General features: G+C 63.5%; 9 protein-coding genes and 1 riboswitch. Of the genes, 3 read left to right on the top strand and 6 right to left on the bottom strand.

The features are described 5' to 3' along the window. Positions 1 to 67: 67 nt before the first annotated feature. The 3 genes from CLV45_RS18340 to CLV45_RS18330 form a co-directional block, all read right to left on the bottom strand. Positions 68 to 1,405, bottom strand: a complete 1,338-nt coding sequence (locus tag CLV45_RS18340) for a family 1 glycosylhydrolase (RefSeq protein ID WP_100337928.1) — start codon at positions 1,403 to 1,405, stop codon at positions 68 to 70. A gap of 256 nt (positions 1,406 to 1,661) precedes the next feature. Continuing rightward, on the bottom strand, positions 1,662 to 3,338 hold the full coding sequence (locus CLV45_RS18335) for a GMC family oxidoreductase (protein WP_100337927.1): 1,677 nt from the start codon (positions 3,336 to 3,338) through the stop codon (positions 1,662 to 1,664). Positions 3,339 to 3,461: 123 nt separating this feature from the next. After that, positions 3,462 to 4,058 carry a gluconate 2-dehydrogenase subunit 3 family protein gene (locus CLV45_RS18330; protein WP_100337926.1) on the bottom strand — a complete coding sequence of 199 codons (597 nt, stop codon included), beginning with the start codon at positions 4,056 to 4,058 and terminating at the stop codon, positions 3,462 to 3,464. Positions 4,059 to 4,349: 291 nt separating this feature from the next. Here CLV45_RS18330 and CLV45_RS18325 point away from each other — a divergent pair, with 291 nt between their 5' ends. Next, a complete protein-coding gene (locus CLV45_RS18325; RefSeq protein ID WP_157807636.1) occupies positions 4,350 to 8,345 on the top strand; it encodes a T9SS type A sorting domain-containing protein in 3,996 nt (1,331 codons plus the stop codon). 311 nt (positions 8,346 to 8,656) lie between these two features. Here the strand turns inward: CLV45_RS18325 and CLV45_RS18320 are convergent, their stop codons facing one another. Next, complete coding sequence (locus CLV45_RS18320; RefSeq protein ID WP_245882926.1) at positions 8,657 to 9,496, bottom strand: SDR family oxidoreductase; 840 nt, start codon at positions 9,494 to 9,496, stop codon at positions 8,657 to 8,659. 428 nt (positions 9,497 to 9,924) lie between these two features. Between CLV45_RS18320 and CLV45_RS18315 the strand changes: the two genes are divergently transcribed. Further along, the gene (locus CLV45_RS18315) at positions 9,925 to 11,628 is read left to right on the top strand and encodes a hypothetical protein (protein ID WP_100337923.1); all 1,704 of its coding nucleotides are present in this window, start codon (positions 9,925 to 9,927) and stop codon (positions 11,626 to 11,628) included. A gap of 78 nt (positions 11,629 to 11,706) precedes the next feature. Here the strand turns inward: CLV45_RS18315 and CLV45_RS18310 are convergent, their stop codons facing one another. Together CLV45_RS18310 and CLV45_RS18305 are read right to left on the bottom strand one after the other, a co-directional pair. Continuing rightward, positions 11,707 to 12,825, bottom strand: coding sequence for an alkene reductase (locus CLV45_RS18310; protein WP_100337922.1), 1,119 nt, complete (start codon positions 12,823 to 12,825; stop codon positions 11,707 to 11,709). Between the two features lie 142 nt (positions 12,826 to 12,967). Then, on the bottom strand, positions 12,968 to 14,656 hold the full coding sequence (locus tag CLV45_RS18305) for a PA14 domain-containing protein (protein WP_170061894.1): 1,689 nt from the start codon (positions 14,654 to 14,656) through the stop codon (positions 12,968 to 12,970). 161 nt (positions 14,657 to 14,817) lie between these two features. Beyond that, positions 14,818 to 14,927, top strand: a riboswitch (SAM riboswitch). 71 nt (positions 14,928 to 14,998) lie between these two features. Between CLV45_RS18305 and metH the strand changes: the two genes are divergently transcribed. Continuing rightward, positions 14,999 to 18,718 carry a methionine synthase gene (gene metH / locus CLV45_RS18300; RefSeq protein WP_100337920.1) on the top strand — a complete coding sequence of 1,240 codons (3,720 nt, stop codon included), beginning with the start codon at positions 14,999 to 15,001 and terminating at the stop codon, positions 18,716 to 18,718. Positions 18,719 to 18,880: the final 162 nt, after the last annotated feature.

The raw sequence follows: 18,880 nt of genomic DNA, 5'->3' as shown, positions 1-18,880 counted from the left end.
GGGCATTCCGTTCTGCGCAGAGGACGGATTGCCACGGCCTTTGGCCTCGCAATGACAGGTTCTGTTCTTACACCTCCACTTTCAGCGTGGCGGGCTGCTTCGTGACCTGGAACATTTCGCCGTGGGGCACGATGGTAATCTGGCCGTACTCCTGCAGCAGCTGCCGGTAGGCTTCCGATACTTTGCGGGGCTTCCGGTCGAGGTCGTAGAGGCCGCAGGCGTTGACTTTACCGATTTTCTGGGCCAAACCAATGTCCCAATCCACCTGGTCGATGAGGGAATACCAGGTGAAGCCTAGCACGGGAATGCCTTCTTCGCGCATCCTGAGGATGTTAACCCACTGTTTCCAGAGCCAGGTGGGCGCGTCGTGGGCGTTGAAAACGTTGGTTTCGGTGTGCATCACCGGCTTGCGGTAGCGCAGGTAGTACTCGTGGGTGATGTTGTACCAGCCCAGCACGTCCATGCTGGTGCATTCCTCGCCGTTGGGCAGAATGATTCGCTCGTTGCGGCCGTAGTAGTCATTACCCATCACCTGGTAGCCCGGCGGCTCCCCGGCCATAAACCAGTCGTACTCCTGGCGGGTCATGCCATTATCGTAGAGGTAGTTGAGCACGTCGGCGTCGGGGTGGCGGGCGTAGAGCAGGTCCAGGGCCAGGAAGCGCAGCTTGTTTTCCAGCTTGATCCGGGCGCAGGGGTTGGCGCGCAGCTCGTGGATGTACTCGGCCGACTCGCTTTGCACGATGATGCAGTCGGGCCGCACCTGGGCAATCTGCTGGTTGGCCATGATGCTGGCCGCCACCAGGTGCTTGATGGCCGTGACAAAGCCCTGGTCCGACTTGAGCTGCTCGTTCCAGATGCCGTCTTTGGCGCTCATGCGGGCCGTGACGAAAATCTCGTTGACGGGCGTGTAGTAGCGCACCCAGGGGTAGCGCCGGGCCACGGCTTCGGCGTACTCGGCGAAGTACACGGGCAGCTCGGGATTCTGGAAGTCGCCGAGCCAGTCGGGCACCCCGAAGTGGAGCAAATCCAGAATCGGGGTGATTTCCAGGCGCTGCATCTCGGCCATTACCAGGTCGGCAAACTCCCAGTCGTACTTGCCCGGGCCCTGGTGGATGCTGTAGTACGGCAGCCCGTAGCGCAACACCTTCAGGCCCATATCTTTCACCAGGGCCAAATCCTCTTTCCACCGGTCGTAGTGCCCGCACTCGGCCAGCAGGTCGCGGCGGGTTTTGCCGTGGTCGATGGTAGGGTACGAGCACTCGATGCCGGTGGCAAACATGAAGTTGCCGGGCTCCCCGGTGGGCAGGCCGCTACCGTCGCGCCCCCCGGCCCCGCCGAATTCGTCGCCGGCGTAGTTGCCTTCCCCGAACCGGGCTTTGATATGCTTCAAAAAGTCTTTGGCCATAGGATTCTAGTAGAACGACACTCCCCTCCTTCCTTTAAGGCGGGGTGCCCGCAGGGCGGGGTGGTCAATCGTTGCTGGTGTTGTTTAAGCGGATGTCGTTTAGATTGACAGTACTTGGTTTGATAAACCCTTGAAGGATAAATTGTTTGACGTTAATGGCCGTTTTGCAACTAAGCAACGATTAACCACCCCGCCCTTCGGGCACCCACGCCGCTTGATGCGCGGAATTTAAAGGAAGGAGGGGAGTGTCGTTCTATTACTTCTGGCTTTCCAGGAATTTATCGGCGGTGCGCAGGGCCAGGGCCATGATGGTCAGGGCGGGGTTCACGCTCAGGGCGCTGGGGAATACCGAGTTGTCGCAGATATAGAGGTTGGGCACGTCGAAGGCTTTGCCGTTGGCGTCCACCACCGCGTCGTCGCCCGAGAGGCCCATGCGGGCCGTGCCAATGACGTGGGCCGAGCGGGGAAAGGCCCAGATATCGGTGGCGCCGGCGGCTTCCCAGATCTGCCGCATCAGCTTTTCGGCGTGGGCGTTCATCCGGATTTCGTTGTCGTGGTTGGTGAAGTGCAGGCGGGGCTTGGGCAGGCCGCGGGCGTCTTTTTCCTCGGCCAGTTCCAGGAAGTTGTCGGCGTGGGGCAGGCAGTCGCCCAGGATGTTGATGCCGGCAATGTGGTTGTAGTTCTGCATGTACTGGCGCAGCGGCTCGCCCCACAGTTTGCGGCCCCGGGCCACCTGCCCGGCAAACGTAACGGGCATTATGCCAATGCTTTGCAAAAGGTAACCACCCGCAAAATCCGCGTCTTTGGGCCGGAAGGTATCCTGGGAAATCAGGGAGCCGGGAATGCCCTTGAAGGGCCGGATTTCCTCGGCAAAGGTGCCAAACACCTGCACGCCGGGGTGGGCCATGAAGTTGCGCCCCACGTGCCCGCTGCTCAAAGCCAGCTCGTTGAGCAAGAGCAGCCGCGGCGTTTCCACCGCGCCGGCGCACAAGAACAAATGGCGGCAGCGCAGGCGCTGCTCCTGCCCGTTCTGCTGGTACACTACCCCGGTGATTTTGCCCGTCTCGTCCCGCTCGATTTCCGTGACGTAGCAGCCGGGCCGGATATCGGCGCCGTGGGCGGCGGCCAGGGGCAGGAAGGTCACGTCCATGCTGGCCTTGGCCCCGGTGCTGCAGCCAGCCTGGCAGAAGCCGCGGTTGGTGCAGGCCTCGCGCCAGCCCACACCCTCCTGGTAGTAGCGCGCCGACAGCGCCGCATTGGCCGCCGGCGAGGTTTTGATGCCCATTACCTCACAGCCGCGTTGCATGAGCTGGGCGGCGCCATTGAGCGGCAGCGGCGCCAGCGGGTAGCCTTTGCGGCGGGCCGGCCCCCACGGATACGGCGTGGGGCCGGAAATACCCAGAAACTGCTCCAGCTCCTCGAAGTAAGGCTCCAGCTCCTCGTAGCCGAAGGGCCAGTCCTGGCCCACGCCGAAGTCGCGGTGCAGGTGCAGGTCTTCGGGCTGAGGGCGGGGCGTGTAGGCCGTGTAGTGCAGCGTGGAGCCGCCCACGCCGGTGCCGGAGTTGTTTTTGCCGAAGGCCACCGGGTCGTGGCCGGCCGAGAGCCGCTCGTCGTTCCAGAACAGGAACTCCTGGGCTTTTTCGTCGGTGGCAAAGTCCTTTTTGGGGTCGTGCCAGGGGCCGGCTTCCAGGGCTACCACCTTCAGGCCGGCCATAGCCAGGCGGGCCAGCAGCGGCGCCCCACCCGCCCCGGTCCCGATGACGATGCAGTCCACGGTTTCGGCCGGCACGGGGATTTCCAAAGGCGCGGGCTCGGGCACAATGGCCGATGCCAGCACCGGCGTATCAGCCAGCAGACTTAGCAGCAGCGGGTCCTGAATTTCGGGCTTAACCGGGTTCAACACGCCTTCTTCCAGGGTTTCTTCGTCGGGCATAACGGTGAATGAGTAAAATAGTGAATGAGTGAATGAGCTAGATTGGTGAATAAGTGAAGAGTCAGGTTCAACCGGTTCGGTGCCGCGCCATAGGCTACTTCACTCATTCGCCACTTCACTCATTCACAGCTCTTCCGGCTCCCGGGCTTCTTTTTCGTTGAGGGTAATTTTCGTCCAGCCGGGCGCGTCGGCCATGCCTGCGTAGCCGATTTCCTCCTGGGCCAGGGGGTGGGCATAGTAGTTTTCGGTCAGCTCGGCCAGCAGCTCCTCGAAGAAGCGGTTGGCCGATACTTTTTGCCAGATGCTGCCCGGCGCGGTTTCGTCTTGCACGGCCTGGAGCACGGCGTCCTGCTGCGGGCCGGTCAGGTCTTCGAATTCCTTCTCATAGAGCAGTTTGGCGCTTTCCCGAATGCCGCCCAACCCCAGGCGGTAGGCTTCCCGGTCGGGGGGCAGCACGTCGTAGCGCCAGCCGTCGGAGCCGCCGGTGAGCAGGCGCTGGTCGATGGCCGAAGCCAGCTCGATGGGGACTTCCCGGTCGGGCTGCGGAAACAGGCGGGCCGCCACCATGCGCAGCAGCTCGTAGGTGCCCGCGTCGAAGAACTGGGGCTCGTACTCGGGCGCGTCGAGGCGGGCCTGCAGGGCGGTGCGGGTGGCTTCGGTCACGAGGTCGGTGGCCAGCAGGGCGCGCACCGAGCCCGGCGGGTAAGGAGAGAAAGCCATGTCGAAAGGGGAAGCCATAAATGATACGTTACTGACGAGCTAAGCATCCATAAGGTTATTGCCGTTGAGCTCCGGATTGCCTGATTAACCGCCGGCCGGGCATTTTGTCCGCCCGATTCACAAAATAATCAGCCCGTTAGGCCGCACCAGCCAGCCCGGGGCAGCGAGGTTGGCGGCGGAAGCCGCGGCTTGTTCTGCGCCCTTTCTATATAGTAGAAGGGCAACACTACGCCAGGTTTTGTCTACCTTGAACAGGATTTACTACCACCTGTGGCACCTCACATATTGCGTATGAAACAACTTCTTTACTCACTGCTGGCTTTGGGACTGGCTCACCCGGCCGCCGCCCAGCTCAGCGGCACCAAAACCATTGATCCGGCGGGTTCGGGCCCGAGCAACTACCCGACTTTCACGGCCGCCATTACCGCCCTCAACGCCGGCGGCGTGGGTGCCGACGGGGTATTGTTCCAGGTGAAAAGCGGGGCCGTCTTTGCCGAAATTGCCCCGGCCATTACCGTGAGCGGCACGGCCACGGGCCGGATTATCTTCCTTAAGGACGGCTCCGGCGCCAACCCCAAGCTCCAGGGCGTGGGCACGGGCGCCACCGACGCCGGCCTTACCCTCGACGGGGCCGACTACGTGACCATCAACGGCATTGACGTGGTGGACGCGGCCACCAACACTACGGCCGCCCAGCAGCTGGAGTACGGGTTCTGGCTGAAAAACGGGGCCACCAACAACCTGGTGCAGAACAGCACCGTGGATTTGAACCGGGCCAACACGACCAAAACCTCCGGGGTGTTTATGCAGGACGGCAACAACAACCTGAACCGCTTCCTCTCGAACACGATTCAGGACTGCTTCTACGGCTACAACCTCGACGCGGGCAGCACCAACTACGACAACGGCAACGAAATCGGGATGCTGGCGGGCGGGGCGCCCAGCCGGGTGCTGACCATCGGGGCCGGGGCGGCCAACGTGCCCACGGGCGTCGTCTACGGTATTTATTTGCGCAGCCAGACGGCCGCCAAAGTGGGCAGCACCGAGGTTTCGGGGCTCACGGGCACCAGCTCGGTGTACGGTATCTACTCGACGGGCACGGGCAACACGGCCGACATCTTCGACAACCGGGTGCACGCCCTGACGGCCACCAACAGCTCGGGCGCGGCCCAGGGCATCTACGTCAACAGCGGCTTGACGCACAGCATTTACCGCAACTACACCTACGACATTGCCGCCACGGGCGCCACGGGCTTCGCCTCGGGCATGGACATTACGGCCGGCACGACCAACAACGTCTACAACAACTTCGTCTACGACATCCGGGCCCTGGCCAGCACGGCCGGTACCTCGGTGCGGGCCCTGAGCTTCCGCGGCGGCACCAACAACTACTGCTACCACAATACGGTGGTGCTCACCGGCGCGCCCACGGCGGCCAGCAACAAAAGCGGGGCCTTTTACATTTCGGGCACCCCGCCGGTTGACCTGCGCAACAACATCTTCGTCAACCTGATAACCCTGCCCAGCGGCGGGGGCGGGGTGGCCGCGGCTTTCTTCAAAAGCACCGCCGTGCTGACCAACCTGGCCGCGGCATCCAACAACAACCTGTTCTACGCCGGCACGCCGGCGGCCGAAAAGCCGATTTTCTACGGGGTGGCCACCACGCCGGCCGTCGACCAGACCCTGGCCCAGTACAAGCTGCGGGCCGCCCCGGCCGACCAGAGCGCCGTGACGGAGAACGTACCCTTCGTGAATCCGCTGACCGACCCGCACCTGCAGGCCGGGGCCGCCACCCAAGCCGAAAGCAGTGGCCAGAGCCTGGTGAATTCGCCGCTACCCGTGCCCACGGATATCGACAACGCCGCCCGCACCGTGGCCACCCCCGACCTCGGCGCCGACGAAGGCAGCTTCCAGGTGATTGATATTACGGGCCCCAGCATTGCCTACCAGCCCCTGCCCAGCACGGCCAGTGCCGGCAACCGCAGCCTGAGCGTAGTCATTACGGACCCCAGCGGCGTGGCTTCCGGCGCTACCACCGGCCCGCGCCTGTACTACAAAAAGAAAACCGACGCCAACGTCTTCACCGAGCCCAACGACGCCACCGGCAACGGCTGGAAATGGGTAGCGCCCGGCCCGGCCCCCACGACCAGCTACATTTTCACGCTCGACGTGAGCAAGCTGCGCAGCGTGCCCGCCCCCGGCGACTCCATCCAGTATTTCGTTACGGCCCAGGATTTGGCCGCTACGCCCAACGTTAGCGCTTCGCCCGGGGCCGGCTTCGCGGCTACTTCGGTGGCCAGCATTACCAGTGCCCCCACCAAGCCCAGCGCCTACAAGATTCTGGGCCTGTTGAGCGGCATCAAAACCGTGGGCACCGCCGCCACCGCCGACTACCCCACGCTCACGGCCGCCGTGGCCGACCTGAACAGCAAGGAGTTGGGCGGGGCCCTGACCCTGGTGCTGCAGGATGCCTCCTACCCCACCGAAACTTACCCGCTGACGCTCAGCGCTAATACCGGCAGCAGCGCCACCAACGCCATTACCATCCGGCCCGCCGCCCTGCGCGCCGTGACGCTGGCCGCCAACGCTACCACTCCGCTGTTCATCATCGATGCCAGCTACGTGACGCTGGAAGGTCTCTCGCCCGTTGGCAACAGCGGCAGCCTGGCCCTGACCAACGCCGGCACGGCCGCCAGCAGCGGTGGCATATTTGTAACGGGCCGCGACGTAACCTTGCGTGGCCTCAGCATTCAGGGCAGCAGCTCGGCTACGGCTTACGGCGTGGCCTTCAGCGGGGCTACTAATGGCACCGTACGGGGCTGCCTCATCACCCGCACCAGCACCGGTATTCAGGCCCAGTCCAACTGCGTCAACTTCACGGCCGCCGGCAACACCATCGGCAGCACCACTACCGCGGCCGACAAGATTGGGACCAGCGGCATTGTAATAACGGCCACCCAGGGTTTTGCCGTCAACAACAACACCATCACTGGCATCACCCGGGCCGTTAGCCCCTCGGTGGCCGGCATCGTGGTGGGCACTACTTCGGTCGACGGGGTTATTGCCGCCAACCAGATTCGCGACATCGTGCACACGGGCACCGGTATTTCCGACAGCTACGGGGCCTACGGCATCCGCCTCTCGGCTTCCGGCGCGGCGGCCAACGTAGCGGTGGTCAACAACATGATTTCGGATATCCTGAGCTCCGGCGACGATGGTATTTCCTTCACCCCCCAGGGCGTGTATATGTCGACGGGCGGAGGCTACAAGCTGGGCTTCAACACGATTCGCCTCACCGGCAATATTGTTTCGGGCACGACGCCCACCACCGGCGCCGTCACGGTGGCCAGCGGCGTAACCGACGTGTCGCTGGTCAATAACATCCTGGTCAATCAGCAGACGGCCACGCCCACCGGGGGCCGCACCTACGCCGTGTACGCGGCGGGCACTACCTCACCCTTCACCCTGATTGACAATAACGCCTACTCGACGCAAGGTGCTACGGCCAAGCTGGCTTACCTCAACGGGGCCGAGCGCACCACCCTGGCCGCCCTGCGCGCCGCCACCGTCCAGGACGCCAGCAGCCTGCTGGCCAACCCGGTCTTCACCCTGACCACGGCCGGCGACCTGCACCTGTCCACGGATTCTAACTGCAACCTCGACGGCAAAGCCCGCGCCGTAGCCGGCGTGACGCTGGACATCGACAACAACGTGCGCAATACCAGCACGCCCGATATCGGAGCCGACGAATTTACGGCTACGGCCCGCCTGGCACCCACGGCGCCCAATAAGTTCGGGTTCCTGAACCAGACCATTCCCAACCTGACGGCAACCACGGCTGCGGGTGGCACGGCCGTATGGTACAACGATGCAGCCCTGACCCAGCGTTTGTTTGCCGGCCCCAGCTACGCCACCGGCCGCACCGCCGTGGGCACCTACACCTACTACGTGGTTGACTCGCTGAATGCCTGCGTGAGTCCGGCTACCACCGTGCGCCTCAACATCTCAGGCCCCGACGCTACCGTGGCCGCCCTGCGCGATTTGAGCATTTCGTGCTACCCCAACCCCGCCCACGGTACGGTAACGCTCCAGGTGGAAGGCCCGGCCCGCACGATTTCAGCCCAGCTGCTCGACGCCCTGGGCCGCCCCGTGCTCCAGCAGACGGTACGCCACGACGCTCCCGCCACCCAGCACCCCCTCAACCTGCAGGGCCTGGCCAAAGGCATCTACCTGCTCCGCCTCACCACCGAAGGCCAGACCACCGGCCGCCGGATTGTGGTGGAGTAACCATAGCTAAGGCTAAACAAAAGCGCCGCTTCCGGACTGGAAGCGGCGCTTTTGTTTAGTATCATAAAACTAGAACGTCATGTCGACCAGCGGGAGACATCTCGCGTGCTATAGTATCTGTCATGCTGAGCGGAGTCGAAGCATCTCTACCGCCGTGGTTATTAATCAGCATTGCAGGAGAGATGCTTCGACTCCGCTCAGCATGACCTTCTTTGTCCAACAACGTCAGCACGCGAGATGTCTCGCTTGGGCTCGACATGACGTTCTAGTTTTATGCTTGAGAGTGCCATTCGGCGTTTTTGCGTCCTTTTTTACTGGTCGCTGGAGAGCTTGCCGCCGGTGACGTGGACCAGGCTGCCGGTCATGAAGGAGCCATCCTGGGAGGCTAGCAGCACGTAAGCCGGGGCCAACTCTTCGGGCTGGCCGGGGCGCTGCAACGCCACTTCGTAGCCGAACTTCTCGATTTCCTCGGCCGGCATGGTGGCCGGGATGTTGGGCGTCCAGACCGGGCCGGGCACCACGCAGTTGACCCGGATGTTCCGCTCGCCCAGGTGGGTGGCCAGGCTCTTGGTGAAGGCGTGAATGGCCGACTTGCTGGCCGTGTAATCAATCAGCAGCGGGTTGCCGGTGAGGCCCACGATGCTGCCGGTGTTGATGATAGAGTCGCCGGCCTGCAGGTGGGGCAGGGCCGACTGGGCCATCCAGATGTAGCCCAGAATGTTGGTGTCGAAGGTGCGGCGGATTTGCTCCTCGGGAATGTCCTCGAACTTCTCCTGAGCCATCTGAAACGCGGCGTTGTTGACCAGAATGTTCAGCCCGCCCAGCTCGGCCAGGGTGCGGCGCACGGCCTGCCGGCACTGTTCCGGGTCGCGCACGTCGAGCTTGAGCAGGATGCAGCGGCGCTTGCGCTTTTCCACCTGCCGCTTGGTTTCCTCGGCGTCGACGTCGTTTTCGTTGTAGAGCACGGCCACGTCGGCGCCTTCCAGGGCAAAGGCAATGGCTACGGCCCGCCCGATGCCGGAGTCGGCGCCGGTGACGAGGGCAATTTTACCTTCCAGCTTACCGGCGGCTTTGTAGTTGGCAAAGTCGGTGTCGGGCTGCTGCTGCATATCGGCCTGCTTGGCCGGGTAGGGCAGCTTTTCGGCTTTCATATCCTTGGCCGTGGGGCGTTTTTCGGGTTTGGGGGCGGCCGTTTTCTTCGGGGCGGGAGCTTTGGCGGAAGCCGATGCTTTTTTGGCGGGCATAGCAGAACGGAATAATGAGGATAGCTGAGCTTACGGAAAAACCCGTCCGGAAGCTGCCGCCACCGATTTTTAGCCCCGAGTTTTGTCGACGATGCTGCTTGTCACAGTTTTATCCTTCTCCAACTATGTTGTGACAAAAGGCGTCACAAACTTATCCGTGGTTCATTTTTTTGTGACAACTCATCCAGCTCCTTCGCCCCGGTTTGTGCGCGCTTATTCGGGGATAAGTAGGTGTTGGTTTCTGGCGGCTACCCACGCCGACGTATTCCTGGCAGGAGCATTTGGGCCGACGGCCGGCGGGCTGCTACCTTCGGTCGTGTCGTATTGCTGCTCCCATGATTTCTAAGCTGCCCTGGAATCTGCTCAACCGTCTGGCTTTCGGGCTGGCCGTGCTGCTGCGCTGGGCCCACGAGCTGGCCATGCCCCAGCTCACGCGCGACATGCAGACCCAAACCGAAAGCGCCGTTAACCTGCTGCGCGGGCACGGGGTGAGCTTGGCGCGGGTCAATTGGCAGGACTTGTCCCAGCCCGTATTCGAGCCCCTGAACCTGTGGCCCCCCGGCTACGCCTGGCTGATGGCCTGCCTGCTCCAACTCTCCCCGAGCGTGCTGCTGGCCACCCAAATCATGCACTGGGCCGGGCTGCTGGGCTTGCTGCTGGCCTGGTGGTATTTGCTTAAGCCCTTGCGCGGCACGCTGGCACCCTGGGCCCCGGCGGCCTTTTTCCTATTCTGGGGCCTGAGCAACGCGCCGTTTCACCTGCTCTTCGGCACCGATTTGCTGGCCCTGGCCCTGTACTCGGGCGGGTTGGCCCTGCTGCTGCACCTGCTCACCCGACCCGCGGCGGCCCGGCGTAAGTCGGGAGGCTACGCGGCAGCTTTGCTGATGAGCGGCCTGGGGTTTGGGGCCTGCCTGATGCGGTTTGCCTACTACCCGCTGGCCTTTTTTCTACCGCTCACGCTGCTGATTTTCGGTTGGCGCTGGCGGCCGGCCCTGCGCCGCCCGGCCCTGGCGGCCTTGGGGCTGCTGACGCTGCTGGTGGGCGGCCTGCTGGTGTACCAGGCCCGGGTGGCCGGCGACGCGTATTATATCACCCAGTTTTACACCCAGCTCACCACCGAACCCAGCACCCGTGCCACGCTGGGCCTGTATTGGCACCATTTGCTCCAGCTCGACCCGGTGTTGTACCACAGCTTTTTCTCGAATGAGCTGGACTACAGCCGCCTGCCCCAGGGCGCGGTGGTGCGCACGGTGGCCGTAGTGGCTGTTTCAGTTTTGGTAGCCGGGCTACTGAGTCTGGGACTAACCCGTGAAGTAGGCGCGGCGCGGCGGCGCGGCCGGCTCTGGCCCACGCGCCGCCTGCTGTTGCACCTGCTGTTGCTGGGCACGGCCGGGCTCTGCGCGGGGCTGCTGGTGGCGTTGTCGCTGCGGTATCCGGCGGCGCTGGTGGGCTGGTTTGCGGGCGGCGTGTGGACTTACGTGGCCGATACCCGGTATTTTCTGCCGGCTTTTCTGAGCGTGTCAGCTATGCTGCTGGTACTGGTGCTGGCCCGTTCGCCCCGGCTGCCGGTGGGGCTGCGGGGGCTGGGCCTGGGGCTGCTGGGCGCTTCGCTGCTGCTGTCCCTCGTCACGCGGGACCGGCGCACGGCCCAGCTCGTGGTGCAGCAACCCAACTTTTCGATGGACCAGCGGCCCGGCCAGCCCGCCGACGTGCGCCGCCTCGACAGCCTGCTGCGCACGGTGCAGCCCGGCGCCCCGGTGCTGTTTGGGCGCAATTACTACAATAAGCGGGTGGAAATAGCGGCCCGGCTGGCCGGCCACATCATTCTGGACGCCGACTCGCTGTTTGCTCACCAGCCCCTGCGCACCAGCCGGCCGGTGCTGATGCTGTTCGACCTGAACCCGGCCACCCCAGCTAACCCGGCCGTTACCGAGTTCCTACGCCGGCATCACGCCCAGCCCCGGCTCGGACTCCCGGCCCTCGGGGCCCAAATCCTGAGCCTGCAAATCAGACCCGACTCGACGGCGGTAACGCCCTGAAAACACGAATATGTATGCACGAAAAAAGCCCGGCCGCATGAACTGCAGCCGGGCTTTTTGCACCGTATTATTTAGCGCCTACTGCTCCGTGGCTACCGGAGTTTCCTGCAGCGAGGGATAGTCGATATAGCCTTCGTCGCCGCCGGCGTAAAACGTGGCGGGGTTGGGCGTGTTCAGGGCCGCGCCCTGCTCGAAGCGCTCCACCAAATCGGGGTTGGCAATGAAGGGCACACCGAAGGCAATCAGGTCGGCCTCGTTGTTGGCCAGGGCCTGTTCGGCCGTTTCCTGGGTGTAGCCGCCGTTCAGAATGAAGGGGCCGGTGAAGATTTTGCGCAGGTGAGCCGCTACCAATTCCTGACCGGGCTGCGGGGCCATGGGGTGGCCGGGCAGGGCCTCAATGACGTGCAGGTAAGCCAGGCCCAGCTTATTGAGCTGCTCGGCCACGTAGCTGAAGGTTTTCACGCGGTCCGAGTCGTTGATGCCGCCCATCGCGCCGGTGGGTGCCAGGCGGATGCCCACCCGGTCGGCGCCGAAGACGTCGGCGGCGGCCTGCACTACTTCCAGGGCAAACCGGGCGCGGTTTTCCACGCTGCCACCGTACTCGTCGGTGCGCTGGTTGGTGCCGTCCTGAATGAACTGGTCGACCAGGTAGCCGTTGGCGCCGTGAATTTCGACGCCGTCGAAACCGGCTGCCTTGGCGTTGGCGGCGGCTTTGCGGAAGTCATCCACTACGGCTTTCACTTCGGCCGTTTCCAGGGCCCGGGGCGCGGGAATTTCCTGCATGCCGTTGGTGGTATAGGCCTGCACGCCGGTGGGCTTAACGGCCGAAGGCGCTACGGGCAGCTCCCCGTGGTGGAAGTCGGGGTGGGAAATGCGGCCCACGTGCCAGAGCTGGATGAAGATCCGGCCGCCGGCGGCGTGTACCGCGTCGGTGACCTTGCGCCAGCCCGCCACCTGGGCTTCGGAGTAGATGCCGGGCGTGAAAATATAGCCCACGCCCTGGGCCGACACCTGGGCGCCTTCGGTAATGATCAGGCCGGCCGAGGCGCGCTGCACGTAGTACTTCACCGTAGAGTCGGTGGGCACGTTGCCGTCGTTTTTGGCCCGGCTGCGGGTCATGGGGGCCATTACCAGGCGGTTGGGCAGCGTAAGGGCGCCCAGCTGGTAGGACGAGAAAAGATTGGAAGTCTGGCTCATGGTTGCGAAAAATAACGTCAGGCTATAAAGACCAACCATAGTGGCCGGTCGGTTGACGTCTCCCAACCCATGTAGCTACACAAATGTTTATTGAATCTGGTTCTTCCCTCCTGCTCCCCCTCGGCCCCAGGTGTACAGGCTACTACCGCACCACGATTTCCACCCGCCGGTTGCGGGGCCGCTGCTGCGGGTCGCGGTTGTCGGCCACCGGGCGGGTGCCGCCGTAGCCCCGGGCCGTGAGCCGCACCGAGTCGACGCCCTGCTGCACGAGGTAGCGGCGCACCACCCGGGCCCGCTGCTCCGACAACAGCAGATTTTTGGCCGGCTCACCCACGTTGTCGGTGTGGCCGGCAATTTCGAGCTGCAGCCCGGGCTGCTCCCGCAGCTTTTGCACCAGGGCGTTCAGCAGCGGCCGGGACGATGGCAGCAGCGTGGCCGTGCTCTGGGTGAAGTACAGCTGGGACAAGGTTACGGCTGCCCCTTTGCTCAGCGCACTCAGGTCGGGCAGCTCTACCACCGGCTCCGCTACCCGAATAGGCACTGCTGAGGGCTTAGCAACTACCGGCCGGGCTGGTCGGGCTACGGCTAACACGGGCTTGGGCGCAGCTACCGGGACTTTCGCGGGCCGCGCCACCACCGTAACCGGCGCGGGTTCGGGCAGCGGCCGGGGCAGCTCCGGGTACAGAAACTGCTGGGGTATCACGGTCAGTCCGGCGCGGTCCTTGGCGGCAAAAGCAGCTTCCAACGTAGCCGGGTTGCCCAGCGCCGCCGGCCGGGCCCACGAGAGGATGGCCCGCGAAACGCCCTGCACATTTTTGTAAGTCAGGTCGATGCGGTACAGCTGCCCGGCCTGCAGATTGTACACCATATCCACGGGAATCGGGGGCTTGCGGGGCCGGAAATACTCGGGTTCGTACTTCTCCATGGCCAGCACATTTTCGTCGGCAAAGCGCACGTCGGTGGCATCGTCCCACTCGGTATGCAGCACGTAAATCCCGGATTCGGGGGCCAGGACGTAGCCCGTCCAGCGCACCGAGAAGCCCTGTCCCGGCACGCCGGGCGCAGGCGCGGTGCCGCGCCAGGTCACGTTCACCTTCGGCTCTACCCGGCTGTGCACCGCCGCTCCCCGCACCGAGCCGGCATAGTACGTGGCTTGCAACCCGATACCGCCCGGCAGCCGGCCGGGCACCGTCACGCCGCGACTGGGTTTGACGGCCGTAGCCGTTGTCGGGGCCGTTTTAGTGGCTGGTGCGGCCATGCTGCTGATGGCTCCGCGCGTGGGAGCAGCCGGAAGTTTTGCCGCAAAGGGCTGGGCGGCAGCGGGCAGACTCACGTACAGATTACTGGTCGGGACGGGTACCGGCTCGGCGGTGGAGCCGGGTAGCTGCCAGGCCAGTAAAGCCTTCGTATCCCGCTCTACCTGGTAGTATTCTACCCGCACCGAGTAGTAGCGGCCCGCGGTAAGTTTCATTTGCGCAGTGTAACGCGTGACGGGCTGGTCGACCCAGGAGTCCAGGATCTGGTGCCCACCGACCCAGACGCGCATGCCGTCGTCGGAGGCCATGACGAAGGTATAGGTGCCGGTTTTGGGGGCTAGCACGAAGCCCGTCCACCGCGCCGAAAACCACGTGCCGGGCACCCCCGGTGCCGGGGCCACGAAATATTTGATGGGCTGACCAGGGCCGCTTTGCCGCCGACTCCAGTCGAAATTGACAGCCGGGTCGACGCGGGTTAGCACTAGCTTTTCGAAGTTTTTGCCGTCGTAATACTGACCCCGCAGGCCGTGCTCAGCGGGCGGCGGCGCCTGGGCTTGCAGCACACCGGGCAGCATGAGTAAAAGAGCTGTGAGAGCTCGACTGGGTAAGAGTAAGGTCATAGCAGCGGCAGATAATCCAGAATTATGGCCCGAATAAAGGCAGGTAGGGCAAGTCGTAACGCCCCAAGGTCGCCTAAAATTGGATTCTGGAATTTCCTGCGCTATCTTCGCTTTGTTACTTATCCAGAAAGACCGAGGGATTGGGCCCGACGACGTCTTAGCAACCTGAAATAAAACAAGGTGCTAACTCCCATTCTAGAGCTGCGGCTCTGGAAGAAGATAAGAACAGGACGCGCCCCTGCGCGGCTCTTTCTGGATAGGCACTTTTTCGCCGCTAGTTTCCTTAACTGAGCCGATATGCAACCGACGACGCTCCGCCCCGACTCCCCGCTTTACGACATTCTCCAGCAGCGCATCCTCGTGCTCGATGGCGCCATGGGCACCATGATTCAGCGCCACAAGCTGGAGGAAACCGACTTCCGCGGCTCCCGCTTCCAGGACCACCCCAAGCCCTTGCGCGGCAACAACGACTTGCTCAGCCTGACCCGCCCCGACATCATCCGGGGCATTCACGCCGATTACTTCGCCGCCGGGGCCGACATGGTGGAAACCAACACCTTCAGCGGCACCACCATTGCCCAGGCCGACTACGGCTTGGAGCATATCGTGTATGAGCTCAACTTCGAGTCGGCCCGCATTGCCAAGGAAGTAGCCGACGAATTCACGGCCCAGAACCCGCAGAAGCCCCGCTTCGTGGCCGGCGCCATTGGGCCCACCAACCGCACGGCGTCGTTGTCGCCCGACGTGAACCGGCCCGGCTTCCGCGCCGTGACCTTCGACGAGCTGGCCACGGCCTACCTGGAGCAGGTGCGCGGCCTGGTAGAAGGCGGCTCGGATACGCTGCTCATCGAAACCATCTTCGACACGCTTAATGCCAAGGCCGCCCTGTACGCGGTGCAGAAGTTCTTCGACGAGGGCGGCAAAGTGGTGCCGGTCATGATTTCGGGCACGATTACCGACGCCTCGGGCCGCACCTTGAGCGGGCAGACCGTGGAGGCTTTCTGGAACTCTATCAGCCACTTACCCCTGCTGAGCGTGGGCCTGAACTGCGCCCTCGGGGCCGACCAGCTCCAGGTCTACGTCAAGGAGCTGAGCCGCATTGCCGACGTGCATATTTCGGCTTACCCCAACGCCGGTCTGCCGAATGCCTTTGGTGGTTATGATGAGTCGGCCCAGGAATTTGCGGCCGTCGTGGAGAACTACCTCAAGGACGGCATCGTGACGGTGGCCGGGGGCTGCTGCGGCACCACGCCCCAGCACATTGCCGAGCTGGCCAAGCTGGCCGAGAAATACCAGCCCCGGAAGTTGCCCCAGGTGCCCCAAGCCACCCGTTTGGCCGGTCTGGAGCCCTTCGGTATTTACCCCGATTCGTTGTTTGTCAACGTGGGGGAGCGGTGCAACGTGACTGGCTCCCGCGCCTTTGCCCGCCTCATCCGGACCGGCGCCTACGAGCAGGCCTTGCAGGTGGCCCGTGACCAGGTGGAAGGCGGCGCCCAGGTCCTGGACGTGAACATGGACGAGGGCATGCTCGACTCGGAGCAGGCCATGACGACGTTTTTGAACCTGATTGCCTCCGAGCCCGACATTTCCCGGGTGCCGGTCATGATTGACTCCTCGAAGTGGAGCGTGCTCGAAGCCGGCCTCAAGTGCGTGCAGGGCAAGAGTATCGTCAACTCGATTTCGCTCAAGGAAGGCGAGGAAGTATTCAAGGAGCGGGCCCGCACCGTGCGCGCCTACGGAGCCGCCATGGTCGTCATGGCCTTCGACGAAAACGGCCAGGCCGACTCCTTCGAGAAGCGCATCGAAATCTGTCAGCGCAGCTATAATATTCTGGTGAACGAAGTCGGTTTCCCGGCCCAGGACATCATTTTCGACCCCAACATCCTGACCGTGGGCACCGGCATGGAGGAACACCGCAACTACGCGCTGGACTTCATCGAGGCCGTGCGGTGGATTAAACAGAACCTGCCCGGCGCCCTGACCAGCGGCGGGGTCAGCAACATCAGCTTCTCGTTCCGCGGCAACGACGTGGTGCGCGAGGCCATGCACTCGGCCTTCCTCTACCACGCCATCCGGGCCGGCCTCGACATGGGCATCGTGAACCCCAGCCAGCTGGGCGTCTACGACGAAATTCCCAAGGATTTGCTCGAACTGGTGGAAGACGTGCTGCTCAACCGCCGCCCCGACGCCACCGAGCGGCTGGTCGACTTTGCCGACACCGTCAAGCAAAAGGACAAGGCCGAAGTAGTAGCCGACGCCTGGCGCAGCCTGCCCGTGGCCGAGCGGCTGCAACACGCTCTGGTGAAGGGCATTACCGAGTTTATCGACCAGGACACCGAGGAAGTTCGCCAACAAGTGGGCCGCCCCCTGGAAGTAATCGAAGGCCCGCTGATGGCCGGCATGAACGTGGTGGGGGACCTGTTTGGGGCCGGCAAAATGTTCCTGCCCCAGGTGGTAAAGTCGGCGCGGGTGATGAAGAAAGCCGTGGCCTATCTGGAGCCCTACCTGCTGGCCGACAAGCAGGGCTCAGAGCGGCAGACGGCGGGTAAAATCCTGCTGGCCACCGTGAAAGGCGACGTGCACGACATCGGCAAGAACATCGTGGGCGTGGTGCTGGCCTGCAACAACTTCGACATCGTGGACCTGGGCGTGATGGTGCCCCTGGAGCGGATTCTGGACGAAGCCGTGAAGCAGCAGGTCGACGTTATCGGCCTCAGCGGGTTGATTACCCCGAGTCTGGATGAAATGGTATACGTGGCCCAGGAAATGGAAAAGCGCGGCCTGCAAACTCCCCTGCTCATCGGTGGGGCCACCACCTCCCGCCTGCACGCGGCGGTGAAGATTGCGCCCCACTACTCCGGTGCCGTGGTGCACGTGCACGACGCCTCCCGCTCGGTGGGCGTGGCCGCCAGCCTGCTCGGCTCCAGCCACGAAACCTACGCCCGCGCCGTGCACGACGAGTACACGACCCTGCGCAACGACTACGCCGGCCGGCAGCGCGAGAAAAACTACCTGCCCATCGAGGCGGCCCGGGCCAACGGCTTTAAGTCGGACTGGGACGCGGTGGCCATTACCAAACCGACTTTCCTGGGCACCAAAGTCCTCGACAACTACCCGCTGGCCGAGCTGGCCGAATACATCGACTGGACGCCCTTCTTCCACACCTGGGAGCTGAAGGGCCGCTACCCGCGCATTCTGGAGGACGAAACCCTGGGCGAAGCCGCCACCAAGCTCTTCGCCGATGCCCAGGCCATGCTGCAGAAAGTCATTGCCGAAAACCTGCTCACGGCCCGGGCCGTGGTGGGCTTCTGGCCCGCCAACACCGTCGGCTACGACACCATCGAAGTGTATACCGACGAGCAGCGCGACACCCTGGCTACCGAGTTCTTCACCCTGCGCCAGCAAAGTGAAAAGGCCCCTGGCGTCCCCAATATTGCCTTCTCCGACTTCCTGGCGCCCAAGGAGTCGGGCCGGGCCGACTACCTCGGCGGCTTTGCCGTCACGGCCGGTTTGGGCATCGAAAAGCTTATCGAGCAGTTTGAGGCCGACCACGACGACTACTCCGTCATCATGATCAAGGCCCTGGCCGACCGGCTGGCCGAAGCTTTTGCCGAGCGCCTCCACCAGCGGGTGCGGGAAGAGTTCTGGGGCTACGCATCCGACGAAAAGCTCAGCAACGACGACCTGATTCAGGAGAAATACCGCGGCGTCCGGCCCGCGCCCGGCTACCCCGGCTGCCCCGACCACACCGAGAAAATCACCCTGTTCCAGCTCCTCGACGCCGAAAATCAGACCGAAATCAAGCTCACCGAAAACCTGGCCATGTACCCGGCTTCCTCGGTCAGCGGCCTTTACTACGCCCACCCCGAGTCGCGCTACTTCGGCCTGGGCAAAATCGGCCGGGACCAGGTCGAGGACATTGCCCAGCGCAAAAACATGCCGCTGCCCGAGCTGGAACGGTGGTTGTCGCCGAACCTGAACTACGACAATACCGCCGTGCCCGTCACGGCTTTGTAAAAACCAAACTCCCCTCCTTCCTTCAAGGAGGGGTGGCCGAAGGCCGGGGTGGTTTGTCATTGTTTAGTTGGGTATTTCAGCCGTGAACTATTCAACTAAACAACGATTATCAACCACCCCCAGCCCCTCATCATCTGAGGAGGGGAGCTACCATTACCACTG

Source organism: Hymenobacter chitinivorans DSM 11115, from assembly GCF_002797555.1.
Classification (GTDB): Bacteria; Bacteroidota; Bacteroidia; order Cytophagales; family Hymenobacteraceae; genus Hymenobacter; species Hymenobacter chitinivorans.
Note: the sequence above shows the minus strand (reverse complement) of the source record. Positions and strands in the feature narration are given on the sequence as shown.

What these genes read in the sequence shown, in the direction of transcription:
- CLV45_RS18340 (WP_100337928.1), bottom strand. Translation starts at nt 1,405, where the DNA reads ATGGCCAAAGACTTTTTGAAGCATATCAAAGCCCGGTTCGGGGAAGGC.
- CLV45_RS18335 (WP_100337927.1), bottom strand. Translation starts at nt 3,338, where the DNA reads ATGCCCGACGAAGAAACCCTGGAAGAAGGCGTGTTGAACCCGGTTAAG.
- CLV45_RS18330 (WP_100337926.1), bottom strand. Translation starts at nt 4,058, where the DNA reads ATGGCTTTCTCTCCTTACCCGCCGGGCTCGGTGCGCGCCCTGCTGGCC.
- CLV45_RS18325 (WP_157807636.1), top strand. Translation starts at nt 4,350, where the DNA reads ATGAAACAACTTCTTTACTCACTGCTGGCTTTGGGACTGGCTCACCCG.
- CLV45_RS18320 (WP_245882926.1), bottom strand. Translation starts at nt 9,496, where the DNA reads ATGAAAGCCGAAAAGCTGCCCTACCCGGCCAAGCAGGCCGATATGCAG.
- CLV45_RS18315 (WP_100337923.1), top strand. Translation starts at nt 9,925, where the DNA reads ATGATTTCTAAGCTGCCCTGGAATCTGCTCAACCGTCTGGCTTTCGGG.
- CLV45_RS18310 (WP_100337922.1), bottom strand. Translation starts at nt 12,825, where the DNA reads ATGAGCCAGACTTCCAATCTTTTCTCGTCCTACCAGCTGGGCGCCCTT.
- CLV45_RS18305 (WP_170061894.1), bottom strand. Translation starts at nt 14,656, where the DNA reads ATGCTGCCCGGTGTGCTGCAAGCCCAGGCGCCGCCGCCCGCTGAGCAC.
- metH (WP_100337920.1), top strand. Translation starts at nt 14,999, where the DNA reads ATGCAACCGACGACGCTCCGCCCCGACTCCCCGCTTTACGACATTCTC.